15 protein-coding genes and 1 riboswitch are annotated in these 13720 nt (G+C 36.7%); of the genes, 11 read left to right on the top strand and 4 right to left on the bottom strand.

Annotation, left to right across the window (positions count from 1 at the left end; genetic code table 11):
* Positions 1-73: 73 nt before the first annotated feature.
* Together ACQCPR_RS19370 and rluF are read right to left on the bottom strand one after the other, a co-directional pair.
* Entirely contained in the window at positions 74-793 is a 720-nt protein-coding gene (locus ACQCPR_RS19370) for a DUF6904 family protein (RefSeq protein WP_427137820.1), read from the bottom strand.
* 22 nt (positions 794-815) lie between these two features.
* Entirely contained in the window at positions 816-1520 is a 705-nt protein-coding gene (gene rluF, locus ACQCPR_RS19365; protein WP_427137819.1) for a 23S rRNA pseudouridine(2604) synthase RluF, read from the bottom strand.
* Between the two features lie 90 nt (positions 1521-1610).
* Here rluF and ACQCPR_RS19360 point away from each other — a divergent pair, with 90 nt between their 5' ends.
* The 4 genes from ACQCPR_RS19360 to ACQCPR_RS19345 all read left to right on the top strand — a co-directional run bounded on the left by ACQCPR_RS19360 (position 1611) and on the right by ACQCPR_RS19345 (position 4430).
* The gene (locus tag ACQCPR_RS19360) at positions 1611-2579 is read left to right on the top strand and encodes a DUF4003 family protein (RefSeq protein ID WP_090567648.1); all 969 of its coding nucleotides are present in this window, start codon (positions 1611-1613) and stop codon (positions 2577-2579) included.
* Between the two features lie 50 nt (positions 2580-2629).
* Positions 2630-3103 carry an acyl-CoA thioesterase gene (locus ACQCPR_RS19355; protein WP_090567651.1) on the top strand — a complete coding sequence of 158 codons (474 nt, stop codon included), beginning with the start codon at positions 2630-2632 and terminating at the stop codon, positions 3101-3103.
* Positions 3104-3122: 19 nt separating this feature from the next.
* Positions 3123-3500, top strand: coding sequence for a hypothetical protein (locus ACQCPR_RS19350; protein ID WP_090567654.1), 378 nt, complete (start codon positions 3123-3125; stop codon positions 3498-3500).
* Between the two features lie 123 nt (positions 3501-3623).
* Positions 3624-4430 (top strand): hypothetical protein, encoded by an 807-nt coding sequence (locus tag ACQCPR_RS19345; RefSeq protein WP_427137818.1) that lies wholly within the window; start codon positions 3624-3626, stop codon positions 4428-4430.
* Positions 4431-4849: 419 nt separating this feature from the next.
* On the opposite strand, the gene corA is transcribed toward ACQCPR_RS19345, so the two are convergent.
* Entirely contained in the window at positions 4850-5812 is a 963-nt protein-coding gene (corA, locus tag ACQCPR_RS19340; protein WP_427137817.1) for a magnesium/cobalt transporter CorA, read from the bottom strand.
* 174 nt (positions 5813-5986) lie between these two features.
* Here corA and ACQCPR_RS19335 point away from each other — a divergent pair, with 174 nt between their 5' ends.
* From ACQCPR_RS19335 to ACQCPR_RS19325, 3 genes are all read left to right on the top strand, one after another.
* The gene (locus ACQCPR_RS19335; RefSeq protein ID WP_090567662.1) at positions 5987-6412 is read left to right on the top strand and encodes a protein-tyrosine phosphatase family protein; all 426 of its coding nucleotides are present in this window, start codon (positions 5987-5989) and stop codon (positions 6410-6412) included.
* A 67-nt stretch (positions 6413-6479) separates the two neighbouring features.
* Positions 6480-6579, top strand: a riboswitch (SAM riboswitch).
* A gap of 93 nt (positions 6580-6672) precedes the next feature.
* Positions 6673-7410, top strand: coding sequence for a cyclase family protein (locus tag ACQCPR_RS19330; RefSeq protein ID WP_241598569.1), 738 nt, complete (start codon positions 6673-6675; stop codon positions 7408-7410).
* Between the two features lie 15 nt (positions 7411-7425).
* Positions 7426-8526, top strand: coding sequence for a 5-methyltetrahydropteroyltriglutamate--homocysteine S-methyltransferase (locus tag ACQCPR_RS19325; protein WP_427137816.1), 1101 nt, complete (start codon positions 7426-7428; stop codon positions 8524-8526).
* A gap of 149 nt (positions 8527-8675) precedes the next feature.
* Here ACQCPR_RS19325 and ACQCPR_RS19320 read toward each other — a convergent pair whose 3' ends face one another.
* Positions 8676-10169, bottom strand: a complete 1494-nt coding sequence (locus ACQCPR_RS19320) for a glycine betaine uptake BCCT transporter (protein WP_090567669.1) — start codon at positions 10167-10169, stop codon at positions 8676-8678.
* A 241-nt stretch (positions 10170-10410) separates the two neighbouring features.
* On the opposite strand from ACQCPR_RS19320, the gene ACQCPR_RS19315 reads away from it, so the two are divergent.
* The 4 genes from ACQCPR_RS19315 (at position 10411) to ACQCPR_RS19300 (ending at position 13720) form a co-directional block, all read left to right on the top strand.
* On the top strand, positions 10411-10764 hold the full coding sequence (locus ACQCPR_RS19315) for a hypothetical protein (RefSeq protein ID WP_241598566.1): 354 nt from the start codon (positions 10411-10413) through the stop codon (positions 10762-10764).
* A gap of 236 nt (positions 10765-11000) precedes the next feature.
* Entirely contained in the window at positions 11001-11825 is an 825-nt protein-coding gene (locus ACQCPR_RS19310; RefSeq protein WP_427137815.1) for a M55 family metallopeptidase, read from the top strand.
* A gap of 12 nt (positions 11826-11837) precedes the next feature.
* A complete protein-coding gene (locus ACQCPR_RS19305; protein WP_090567675.1) occupies positions 11838-12773 on the top strand; it encodes an ABC transporter permease in 936 nt (311 codons plus the stop codon).
* Positions 12773-13720: an ABC transporter permease gene (locus ACQCPR_RS19300; RefSeq protein WP_427137814.1), complete on the top strand. Its 948-nt coding sequence runs from the start codon at positions 12773-12775 to the stop codon at positions 13718-13720. Before ACQCPR_RS19305 ends, ACQCPR_RS19300 begins: the two co-directional genes overlap by 1 nt.

Below are 13720 nucleotides of genomic sequence, written 5' to 3'. Positions count from 1 at the left end.
CCTTTTTCAAAATGTCCTTTACAAAGGGTACAGTTTATTTTTGGGACTGCTTTTTTGTTATACAACTATAAGTCTACCATTCAATATACTCTGGATATTCTATGTTCATACGGAAGTCATGTATTGTACTTTTAGTTTTGTTTGTCTCTGTTAAAATTTTATTTTTAAAACTACTATAGTCTTTCGATTGGACGACAATATTGTGTACAATTGATTCAAAAGATTGAATACGTCGGTCCCTAGACATATCGATATAGGAAATATTAAGTAAGTCGATGTATTGAATGGCATACTCTTCTGCATTTGCATTAGAGCTTAGCACCTGTTGCATAATAAAGGTATATGATTCTTCTGACATATTCTCTTTCAGACCCTCTGCAATAAGTGCTTGAAACTTACGAGCATTCACTATATGAATTTCTAAATCTGTAGCCTGTTCGTATTTTTGATGAAGATTGATAAAATCGTTGATTGCAACTAAAGTAAATATAAGCTCTGGCCATAGTATCTCTGTTGAAAAATAAATATTGTTCTGTGATGCGATAAAATCGTGATTTTTCATCGTATCTTTCTTCAACCCGTTGCCAACAGTTTCTACATTACTGTTTCCCTGGTAAGCATTTCTTAGATCGTGCATAATACTTAACAGACGCATGCGAGCACCTTGCCAATCGAGGTAACGTGATTCTTTCCCTGTTAAACGATGTAGTGCAGTACAAAGTTCATCTAAATCCCAATAATCACCGCTTATAAGTGCTCCAGTTAAGTTCTCGGTATTTTTAAGAGCTAACATATTTTCACCTCCTGATGTACTATTACCGTTTTGGCGAATAGTTAAGCGTCTTAAATAGTTGCGCTTTTTCAGTAGGTGTAAGTTCTCTCCATTCGCCAATAGGAAGACTTTCAATCGAAATGTTCATAATTCGAATTCGTTGTAGTCTTTTCACTGTAAAACCTAAAGCGGAACACATTCTTCGGATCTGACGATTTAAACCTTGGGTTAAGATTATATTGAATGTTTTTGGTCCAATTTTTTTAACTTTACAAGGCAGTGTTTTGGTACCTAGTATATTTACTCCTGTAGCCATATTCTCTATAAATGTATCAGTAATTTTCTCATTGACTGTCACAACATACTCTTTCTCATGGTGGTTTTCTGCACGAAGTATTTCATTTACTATATCTCCATCATTTGTTAGTAATATTAAACCATCAGAATCTTTGTCTAAACGACCAATGTGGAAGATACGAAGTGGATGGTTTACGTAATCTATAATATTTCCTTTTATATGACTTTCTGTTGTACTAGTTATTCCTACAGGCTTATTTAATACTAGGTACACAAGTGGTTGTTCAACAACAATTTGCTCACCATCTACTCGTACATCATCTCCAGCTTCTACTTTACTGCCGAGTTCTGCCGTTTTCCCGTTAATCATGACTCTTCCATCAGTGATCCACTTGTCCGCACCTCGTCTAGAAATGATCCCTGCTTCACTTAGAAATTTATTAATACGCATTATAGACACCTACTTTTCTTATTGTATTAATTATAACAAAAGTTGAAACTAAATTAGAGTAATAGCGTAAATTAGGAAAGGAGTGATAAAATGAGCGTTGAAAAAAAGTTAGAACAAACATTTAATGAATTGAAAAAAACATTAGGTTGGGCCGTGGATAAACGAATAACCTTGTCACTTGCAGGGTACTATGTAACTTTAGAGAAGGATTTTGATGAAAGTAGATATCGGGAGGTAGCGAGTCATTTGAAAAAGAGAGCAGGAATCTTCTCTGCTTTACGCTCCCACCTAAATCCTTTATTTGTTGCCACATTAGATGTTTCAGGGGCAGAACCAGAACAGGCCGTAAATCTGTTAATGGAAAAAGCGGATGCCTTAAAACAGTTTGGTTTTAAAGTGAATAGCTATACGTATTTGGCAGCACTCATGATGTCGGAGCAAAAAGATCAATGGCCATTTGAAATGAAAATGGCACAAAAATTAATGGATGACATGAAGGCACATCATCGCTTTCTAACATCTACAGATGATTATCCATATGCAATGTTCTTGGGCAAAATGGAAGGCGATACGGCTGTTCGAGCTGAAACGATGAACCGCTATTACAAAGAGTTAAAGCAACATAAATTCTATTCCGGAAATGAACTACAGTGGATGTCCCAGGTCCTTACGTATTCCAACCCAGAGTATGAAGAAAATATGGTGGGCAGAGCAGTAATTATCCGAGACGGATTAAAAAGCGTCAAAATAAAAACTTCTCAGGCACAATATCCGATTATAGGATTTATGGCAGCTTTAAAATTAGGGGAGGAACAATTGAACCAGATTGTAGCAAACTATGAATCCATTGCAAGTATGAAATTATTTTCATGGTATAAAGACTCAGCGCTCCCTATTGCTTTTGGATTGTCCTTAAGATCTTCAAAGGAGGCGTATGCAACTGCAGCGATTTCCATGGCAACTTCGCTAGAGCTTATATTACAGGCTCAACAAGCTATTATGATTTCTACTATTGCCGCCACTAGTGCTGCAGCAGCATCAAATTCTGGCTCGGATTAATGAACATGCTATACTAAACATAGACTATCTATATAAGAGGAGTTAGAATAATGAACACCAATCCAATGAGTCAGTCAAGAACTATTCAAACACATTTAATATTACCCCCGGATACAAATCATCACGAAACAATTTTTGGTGGAAGAGTGTTGGCATTTATCGATGAGATTGCAGCCATATCTTCTATGAAACATGCACAAGGTGCTGTAGTTACAGCTTCTATTGATTCTGTAGACTTTCTTTCATCTGCAAAGGTAGGAGATGTACTAGAGTTAGAAGCAGTTGTTTCTAATGCGGGGCGTTCTTCGATGGAGGTTTATGTTCGAGTAACATCAACAAACCTAATTACTGGGGAAGAGAAACTAACAACAGAATCTTATGTAACGATGGTCGCAGTTGATGATAATGGGAAGCCTGTACCAGTACCAGGCATACATCCAGAAACTGAAGCTGAAAAACGTCTCTATGAAACAGGACCTGCTAGACGTGCTCATCGAAAACAACGCTTAGAAATGAAATACTAAAAGAGTAGGAAGTGGCTAAGTGCTAAAACAAATTGATGAACTATACAAATATCTGATGATTACGCTGCTCGTCTTATATTTAATCAATTCGATTTATCTACAAGAAGTTACTATCACTTTCACAGCAATAATACTCGTCGTTCTTTTGGAATTAACGAAACATCGTCACCATATTAAACAACTAACTTATTCCCAGCTATCTATTATCGGTATCGTATTACTAGCAGGTATTGCTGCTATCATTTATGTGTTAGTTACAATTCAAATTTTCTTAGAACCTATGGGTCTACCGGAAAAAACGGAAAGTGTCCTGTACTTTGTATGTATTGTAGTAGGTATATATATTCTGTGGTATTTTATCGGTAAGCTATTTGGAAGAGCGTTAGAGAAACAATGACCCCCCGTAAAGACTTTAGGTTTATAGTCTTTACGGTTTTTTTGATCATATTGTAATTGTATTTTCTATATTATTTGAAACTCTATCCTCTATTTCATCGTATGATAATTAGAGGTGAATACTTTGAAGCATATTTACGAAAAAACAGCCAAATATACAAAGTTTGGATCGATACTTTTATTAGGAATATACATAGTTTTACTGATCGTTTTTAGAGACGTTATGTGGAAAGACTTAGAAAATCATTTTGCCATTGGTTTTGCGTTATTTGTTTTGTATAGCTCATCTTTTTTCTTTCAACATGCATCAGAAAAATTGCCGGATGAGAAGAAAATAGACAGCGATTATTATTCAGCTAATTTTCCGGTTCAAGAACTCAATTTTCAACGAGATGTTTCACTAATCCCTCAAACTTATTTAGTATCCAGTACAGGTGAACGCTTATATAAAATCAACCCTACTGAAGAACAGCCTTTTCGAAGGAAACTATCGACATTAAATATTTTAAAAACTGGTATGTTCTTTCCAATTACTTATCAATTAAAAACAATGGACGAGAAGTTAGTTTCTAAATTCACCATTAAAAATAGGCTGAAATTATTAGAAATAAAGGTGTGTGACCATAATAATCTGCATGTAACTACTATTGTTTTGCCATCAATGTCCATAAAAAATAGAGCTATTGTATTTGATGCAAATAACGAAAAGTTGCTTCAAATGGAAGCTAAAAGTATGTATGGAGATATTGATGTGAATGACTTAGACGGCCATAGATTAGCTAAGTATCGGTTTGGAATATTTCCATATGCTACACATCCTGCCTTTGAAGTACAGGCGATGAATATTCATGTGTCCCTAGCACATAATTTGACACATGAAGAAAAACTTACATTTACAGCATTGTTTTATTATTGGACAGCCAATCAATAAAAATGAATAATACCGCTATGATTTCCGCTACCATCAATTAAGTGAGTTTTAATAAAAATTAAAGCAAGTCTCTATGAAAGCGCGATGAATATGAAGAATCATTTAAAGACACAACTATTAAATTTCTGCACATTAAGGTTTTGAATGAATAAAGCGTTTTGGAAAAATTATCCCTTTCGCAAGTAATAGACAGTAAACCGCAAGTAAATATAGACTTAGAGCAAGTAAACTATTCTTGACTGCAAGTAAGCCAGAGATGGAAGGAAGTAAACAATAGGTGAGAGCAAGTAAAAATAAATAGTTAAATTATTCATGAAAAAAAGAAGGTATAGCAAAACGTCTGTCCAAAGCTCTTCGAAAACAATAGAAATAGATTTTGATCTTAAAGGACCGAGCGTCTTTTGTCAGTTTTTCTTATATTAGTCTTTAAACAAGTTAAACCACCCTTTGTACTTGAACCAAACAAGCATTGAAACAGCAATGAGAGCGATAGCGCCCAACACTACAAAATAACTATATTTCCACTCAAGCTCGGGCATGTTCTTGAAGTTCATTCCATATACTCCCACGATAAACGTTAAGGGGATGAAAACGGTTGATACAATCGTTAGTATCATCATAATACGGTTCATCCGACTAGAATTTATCGACATATGACTATCCCGGATATCGGCGGTCAGTTCCCGGTTCGATTCAATCATCTCTGTCAGTCGTATTAAATGATCGTAAATGTCTGCAAAGTAGGTGTGCTCTGTTTGTTGTAAATTCATTCGTTCTGAATTTAAAATTCGATAGAGTAAATCTCTCATAGGAATAACTGTACGTCTTAAACGTAGCAAATCTCCTCGAAGATCGAACACCAAATCCATAGAAAAATGGCGCATATCATAAGTGAGCTTATCTTCTACAGCATTTAAATAGTCTTCAATTTTGTAGACAATCGGAAAATAGGCATCCACCACTTTATCGACTATATGATAAGTTGCATGGATAGCACCTCTATCCCAGCCTTGTGGATTTTGTCTAATACGCTCTCGTGCCTGCTCCATTTCATGCATTGGATGGAAATGAAATGACACTACATAATCCTGACCTACAAATATATCTAACTCTTCTGCCTCTAATGTCTCCTCGTTAAGCGTGTGTAAAACAAAGAAGTTGTATCCATCATAATAATCTACCTTAGGTCGCTGCAGTCTTTGTAGACAGTCTTCAATAGCGAGTGGGTGAAAATGAAAAAAAGAACTAAGTATAAGCTCCTCTTCCTTGGAGGGCTCACCAATATCAATCCAGTACCATTCAAACTTTTTTTGTTTTATATCCTCTAATGGAAAGTCACTTACTATATCATGATCGGTCGTTATACCAATCGTGCGAATCATAGGAATCCCTCACTTTCATCACAATCTCTATTCTTATTAAATTAAAATGTATAACCTTTTATTCAGTGTCTGTCTAGCTCCAACGCTTTTCTAGGTTTCCATAGACGCTTGCACTTTTCTTATTATCTCATAGTCTCCCTGTTATAATGAATCTAAAACAAAGGAGAGGGTAGTATGGAAAAAAATAATTATGAGGCCTTAATCCCGAATCGTATATTTGTAGGAGGCGTAGATGGGGTTGAACCTCTATTAGCTAATGAACAAATAGATATTATTTTCGACCTAAGGGTTGCATCTAAAGATCATCCTGCTGAAAATTTAAAGGTACATCAACCGATTTTGGATGGACAAAACGAACAGGTTGATTCAATTAAAGCTGGTATCCATGAAGTCGTTCAAGCATATAACCAGGGTAAAAATGTCTACTTTCACTGTAATTCAGGTGGTGGAAGAGCAGGGACAATGGCTGTTGCCACTTTGATGGAGTTAAATCTAGCAGAAACAGTAGAAGAAGCAGAAGAAATGGCCAAAGCAATTCGATCAAAGATAAACCTAAAAGAGGACCAACGAGATTCATTAAAAAGAATATATTCTAAATAAATCAAAAATTATTGTTGACTTATATAATTTCTATTTGTATACTAGGCATTAATCAAATAAAACAACTTTCTTATCAAGAGAGGTGGAGGGACTTGGCCCTATGATACCTCAGCAACAGGCAATTATGTACTGTGCTAATTCCAGAAGCGTTAGCTTGAAGATAAGAAGAGAATAATCACTGGTGACGTGTAAACCTCTTCTTGTTTCTAAGAAGGGGTTTTATTTGATTTAAACTATAAAAATAGGGGGAGAAATCAAATATGTCATCGGAATTATTAAAAGCCTTCAACACTTTAAAAGAAAAACAGTGGGTAGATTTAACACACATATTCGGAGCAAACTCACCACATTTTTCAGCTTTTAAGGCAGCTGAAATAGACACGTTGTTTAATCATGACGATGGATTTTTTGCACAAAGCTTTCAATTTGCAGGGCAATATGGCACGCATATAGACGCACCAATTCATTTTGTTAGAGATTCTCGTTACTTAGAAGAACTGGAATTAAAAGAACTCGTATTACCATTAGTTGTCATTGACCAGTCTAAGGAAGCTGCTGAGGATAATGATTTTACTTTATCAGTGGATGATATTTTAACATTTGAAAAAGCACATGGAAAAATCGAAGAAGGCTCATTTGTCGCACTTCGTACTGATTGGAGTAAACGTTGGCCAGACGAAAAAGCATTTAATAATAAAGATACAGATGGTAATAATCACGTACCAGGATGGGGAATAGAAGCGTTAAAATTCTTATTCCAAGAAAGAAAGGTTAAAGCTATAGGACATGAAACATTTGACACTGATTCAAGTGTGGATTATCTAAAAAATGGAGCATTACATGGGGAATATTACGTGCTTGAACAAGATACTTACCAAATAGAGCTATTAACGAACTTAGATAAGCTCCCTGCAAAAGGAGCTATTATATTCAATATCGTTCCAAAACCAGAGAAAGCCTCTGGATTCCCAGTACGATCATTTGCTATTTTACCATAAAAGGAGATGGATAAATTGACAGTTAAAACAGCTATTCAAGCACCATTTAGAGCAGACCATGTAGGAAGTTTGTTAAGGCCAGAAAGTTTATTAACCGCGAGAAAAGAATACAAGGAGGGAACAATTACTAGAGAACAATTAAAAGCAGTTGAAACTAAAGAAATTCAAAGAATCGTTAATAAGCAAATCGAGGTAGGTCTAGAGCTTGTGACAGATGGAGAGTTTCGTCGCGACTGGTGGCATTTAGACTTCCTAGAGCATTTAAATGGTTTTGAAGGGTATGTACCCGAAAAAGGGTATATATTTGAAGGGATAGAAACAGAGAAATACGAAGTTCGCAATATCGGCAAGATCTCTTTCAACCCAAATCATCCATTTATCCAAGACTTTATTGATTTTAATGAGATTGTAGCTGGTCGTGCAGTTGCCAAACAAACTATCCCAAGTCCTAACCAATTGTTCCATCCTGGAATACGAGATGAGAAAGTCTATCCAGATGTAGAAGAATTTGCAAAGGATGTAATTGCGGCTTATCAAGAAACTATACAAGCCTTTTATAAGGCAGGAGTTAGATATTTACAAATAGACGATGTTTATATTGCAGGTCTGTCTTCTCCAGATATTCCATATAAAGAAGGAGAAAGAGAATACTTAATAGATCTCGCTCTAAGGGTCGTCAATGGTATCCTAGAAAGTAAACCAGCAGACTTAGTAGTCACGACACATCTATGTCGTGGAAACTATCAATCCACTTGGGCTTTTGGTGGAAGCTATGCTTTGATAGCTCCGACATTATTTGCAAAAGAAAAAGTGGATGGATTCTTCTTAGAATACGATGATGATCGTTCTGGAGATTTTCAGCCCCTTGCTCATATACCAAAAGGAGGAGCAAAAGTAGTTTTAGGTATTTTCACCTCTAAAACAGGTGAATTAGAAAACAAGGACAACATTCTTGCTCGAATTGAAGAAGCAACTCAATATGTACCATTAGAGCAACTAAGTATTAGTGCTCAATGCGGCTTTGCTTCCACCCATCACGGTAATAAGCTTACCGAAGAACAACAATGGGAAAAACTAAAATATATTGTTGATATCTCTAAAGAAGTTTGGGGTTAAACTGTGTAACATCTCGATTACATTTCATACTCATTTGTTGAAGACTGTAAACGAGTAAAATATAACTTTCTTTTTCGCATCTCATTTGATAATGGGAAAGAAAGTAACTTAACAAAAATGCCAAGGGAATAAAACCCTTGGCATTTTTGTTATTTTTTTATTTTCATTGCTTTTGCTTCTGCTTTTAATGCCTTCAAAAGCGAAATAATCATTAGTAGCATTACAAACGAAAATGGTAAGGCAGCAATAATTATTGTATTTTGCAATGCATCCAACCCATTAACGGATAACAATATAATTGCAATTACAGATAGTGCAAATCCCCAAGCAAGCTTTACTTTGTTCGGTGGTGTCAGTGATCCATTTGTCGACTGCATACCAAGAACGAAAGTAGCAGAATCTGCTGAAGTAATGAAAAAGGAACTAATTAATATAACTGCAAATACAGAAATAACGGTAGAGAGGGGCATCAGGTTAAACATTTCAAAAATCGTCAATTCGGTCGAGGCTTGAGCTAGGTCGCCAACTCCTCTTTTTTGAAAGTCGATTGCTGTCGTACCAAAAGCCGAAAACCAAAAGGCTCCTAGTATAGTAGGAGCTACAAGAACACCTGTGACAAACTCGCGAATCGTGCGCCCTTTAGAAACTCGAGCGATGAACATACTAACAAATGGTGCCCAAGAAATCCACCATGCCCAATAGAAGATAGTCCAGTTATTAAGCCATTCACGATGTCCAGCATTTAATGGAGATGTTCGGAAGCTCATTTGTACGATATTTGCCAAATAGCCCCCAAAAGAATCCGTTAACATATCAAAAATTAATAATGTTGGTCCAAGTATAATGACAAACCCAAGTAAAGCAAGAGCCAATATCAAATTCGTATTGGATAAATATTTTATCCCTTTACTTAATCCTGACCAAGCGGACATTACGAAAAGAACAGTGACAACCGCTATAATGATAATTTGAGACATAATCCCAATTTTAAAGCCGAATAAGTAATTTAACCCTCCGTTAATTTGAACTGCACCGAATCCGAGAGAAGTAGCAACACCGAAAGCTGTAGCGAAAACAGCTAGCACATCCACGAGTGTTCCCCAAGGGCCTTCCATCTTTTTGCCGAAAATCGGCTTCAATGTAGAAGAGATTAAGCCTGGTTCCCCTTTACGGAACTGAAAGTAAGCAAGAGACAGGGCAACTACTCCATACATTGCCCAAACATGGAATCCCCAGTGGAAGAAAGTTTGGCGGAGTGATTCTTTAAAAGCTGCACTAGTATTTGGCTCTGTTGTCGCAGGATCGATGGCATAATGTGATAAAGGTTCGGCAGCACCATAAAAGACAAGCCCAATTCCCATACCGGCAGAAAATAGCATAGCAATCCAAGTAATAGTTGAAAACTGTGGACGATCTGTATCTTTTCCGAGTCGAATTTTTCCGTATGGACTAAAGATGAAGAAAATGCTTAATGCTAGCATAAACGTCATAAGTATCATGTAGTACCAACCAAATGACGAAGCAACAAAAGTCTTAATAGTTGTGGTAATAGCCTCAAAACTTGCGGGAGCTAAAGCCCCGTAACCGACAGCTAAAACTATTAAACTCATTGTAATATAAAATACCTTTGATAATTTTTTCATGTTTCCCCCTACATAATTAAAGTTAAACAGTTAACTATACTATAAAATGATATCAAATCAACCAATACACTTTGTCCCGATTCTTTTAAGTATTTCCATTTTAGATGATATTGAAACTTCTATTTCGTAATGAAAGCTAAAAAAGCAATTTTTATTTTTAACTCAATGGAGATGTTTGTCTAGTTTGCTTGCTGTCCTCTTGCATTTACTAATAGTAGTGCAAGAAGGAGGTGAATTAACCATGAATCAACATCGTCAACCCTGTTCCTGTAATTCCTGTCATCAAACGCAGTGGCATCAACCAGCTGCGCAACCAGTTGTTTGTCCCCCGCAATACCGAGTGCGTGATTCGTTCTCACCAAGAATGCAACCTGTTATCCACCCAATTGTAAATGTGAATAGAGAACATATCGTAAACGTCCCTCAACATTTTTATACAGTGACCAACCAAAATGTAATGGCACCTGGAAGCCAACAGGCATTTCCTATGCAACAAGGACAGTTTCCACAACAATCTTTTGGTCAGCCATTTGGACAACAGTTTGGGCAACAACAATTCGGACAGCAACAGTTCTTCCCAGGTCAGAATAGATAATTCATCGATATTGTAGTTTTTTCTACGTTATTTAGAAAGTACGAGCAAATGCCTTTTGTAAAAAGTGCATTTGCTTTTTTTATTTAACTTACTAAAAGCCTTCCATTTTCTTTAAAAGTATTCGCATAAAATAATATCTATGTATTTAGATATATTGTAATTTTCAGTATATTTTGATAAAGTTTATAATTATTTCGGTTTCCAAAAAGAAAAATAGAATGATATGGGGGAGTAATATGAAGCTATTTTTATCAGTCGATATGGAAGGGATTACTGGTTTACCAGACTATACGTTTGTAGAGTCTAATAAGCATAATTACGAACGGGCGAGACGTATAATGACCCAGGAAGCTAATGCAATTGTAGAAGGTGCTATATCAAAAGGTATAAAAGAAATATTAGTCAATGACAGTCATTCTAAGATGAATAATCTTCTCGTAGAAGAATTACATCCAGATGCATCCTTAATTACAGGAGATTTTAAGCCTTATTCAATGGTGCATTCGCTAGACGAAACGTATTTAGGAGCAGTGTTCGCTGGTTATCATTCGCGTGCTGGACAACCGGGTGTCATGAGTCACTCGATGATTTTTGGGGTTCGGAATATGTACATAAATGATGTAGTGGTTGGAGAACTTGGATTAAATGCTTATGTAGCAGGCTATTATGGGGTGCCTGTTATTATGGTGGCAGGAGACGACGGTGCGTGTAGGGAAGCGCAAGATCTTTTACCCGGTGTAGTAACTGCAGTGATGAAAGAGTCTATTTCTCGTTCAGCTGTAAAAACGTTACACCCTCTAAAATCACATGCCTTGCTTAAAGAAAAAGTAGCCGAGGCTATTGAAAAACGAGAGCAAATAAAGCCTCTAACACCACCTGAAAACCCGATATTACGAGTCGAATTTGTTAACTACGGTCAAGCGGAGTGGGCAGCTTTAATGCCAGGTTGTGAAATTATAGAAGGGACTACAACGGTGAAGTTTAAAGCTAAAGATATATTAGAGGCTTACCGAGCAATGCTTGTTATGGTGGAATTAGCGTTACAAGCTAAATTCTGTTAAGGGGGATTTTGGATGCAGAAATATATTATTAAGCGTTTTCTCATGATGATTGCAACGATTTTAATCATCGCGACATTGACTTTCGTATTGATGCACTTAATACCGGGTTCTCCATTTGAAGGAGAGCGGACGACTAATCCTACTATTCAAGCAAACTTAGAAAAGTTTTATAAATTAGATGAACCACTTCATGTTCAATATTTAAGCTATTTAAAATCTATTGTCACATTTGACTTTGGTCCTTCGATTAAAAAACCAAATGAATCTGTAAATGATTTGTTGGCACGAGGATTTCCAATCTCCTTTGAACTTGGGATGGTTACTATTTTAGTAGCTTTGCTATCAGGAATAATACTAGGAACGATTGCTGCTCTTCGACATAATGGTCTAATAGATTATTTTGCTATGACATTTGCAGTTATTGGTATATCTGTTCCTAACTTCGTCCTTGCTACATTACTTATCCAACAACTTGCCGTGACTTGGGACTTGCTTCCGGCGGCAACCTGGTCTAGTCCGTTACATATGATATTGCCCGTAATAGCTCTGGCAACAGGGCCTACAGCTATCATTGCTCGTTTAACTAGATCTAGTATGTTAGAGGTGCTAACACAGGATTATATAAAAATGGCTCGTGCAAAAGGATTATCACCAGTAAGGATAATTATCCGCCATGCATTAAGAAATGCACTTATGCCAGTAGTGACTATTTTGGGGACTATGCTTGCGGGAATACTAACAGGAACTTTTGTAATCGAGCGTATTTTTGCTATTCCAGGAATGGGCAAATATTTCGTAGAGAGTATTAATAACCGAGATTATCCAGTAATAATGGGGACAACTGTGTTTTATAGCGCTTTTCTGGTGTTCATGCTTTTCATTGTAGATATTGTCTATGGATTACTGGACCCACGTATAAAATTACACCGTAAGGAGGGGGATGCCTAATGACAAATTCACAAGAAGTAGTGTCCCCTCAGCATGTTAAAGATGAATGGTTTCGACCTCTTCCGAAGAAGCAGGGCAGTGCAGAAATAGTTGTTAGACCCTCATTATCCTATTGGAAGGATGCTTGGCGCCGTTTACGAAAAAATAAATTGGCGATGGGAGGATTAATCTTTCTTATTTTACTAATGCTTTTCGCGGTATTTGGTCCTATTTTTTCTCCCTATTCAGTTACAGCTACTGATTACCCTAGTCAAAATCAGCCTCCATCCGCAGCTCATTGGTTTGGTACAGATGAAGCAGGACGAGATGTATTTACAAGAACCTGGTACGGTGCCCGTATTTCCATATTTGTTGGAGTGATGGCTGCACTAATTGATTTCTTTATTGGCATTATTTACGGCGGTATTAGTGGATATAAAGGTGGACGCACAGATTCCTTCATGATGCGTGTGGTAGAAGTGCTTTATGGATTACCACATTTGTTAGTAGTCATACTACTGATGGTTATAATGGGTGCAAGTTTGACGACCATTATTGTTGCTCTTACAGTAACTGGATGGGTAGGGATGGCTCGAATTGTACGAGGACAGGTATTACAAATAAAAAATTATGAATTCGTCACAGCGTCCAAATCGTTTGGTGCGAAGAGCTCTAGAATTATACGGAAAAACTTATTACCGAATACGATGGGTCCTATTATAGTTCAGATGACACTTACAGTTCCGAGTGCTATTTTTGCAGAAGCATTTCTAAGTTTTTTAGGCTTAGGGATAGCGGCCCCATTTGCGAGCTGGGGTGTAATGGCAAATGATGCGCTTCCTGTTATTTTATCTGGTCATTGGTGGCGTTTATTCTTCCCTGCATTATTTATTTCTTTAACAATGTTTGCATTTAATGTGCTAGGGGATGGACTGCAGGATGCTCTAGATCCGAAGCTTAGGAGGTAG

Origin of the sequence: Psychrobacillus psychrodurans (assembly GCF_050209195.1) — a bacterium.
GTDB lineage: Bacteria > Bacillota > Bacilli > Bacillales_A > Planococcaceae > Psychrobacillus > Psychrobacillus psychrodurans.
This window is presented reverse-complemented; position numbering and strand designations above follow the sequence as displayed.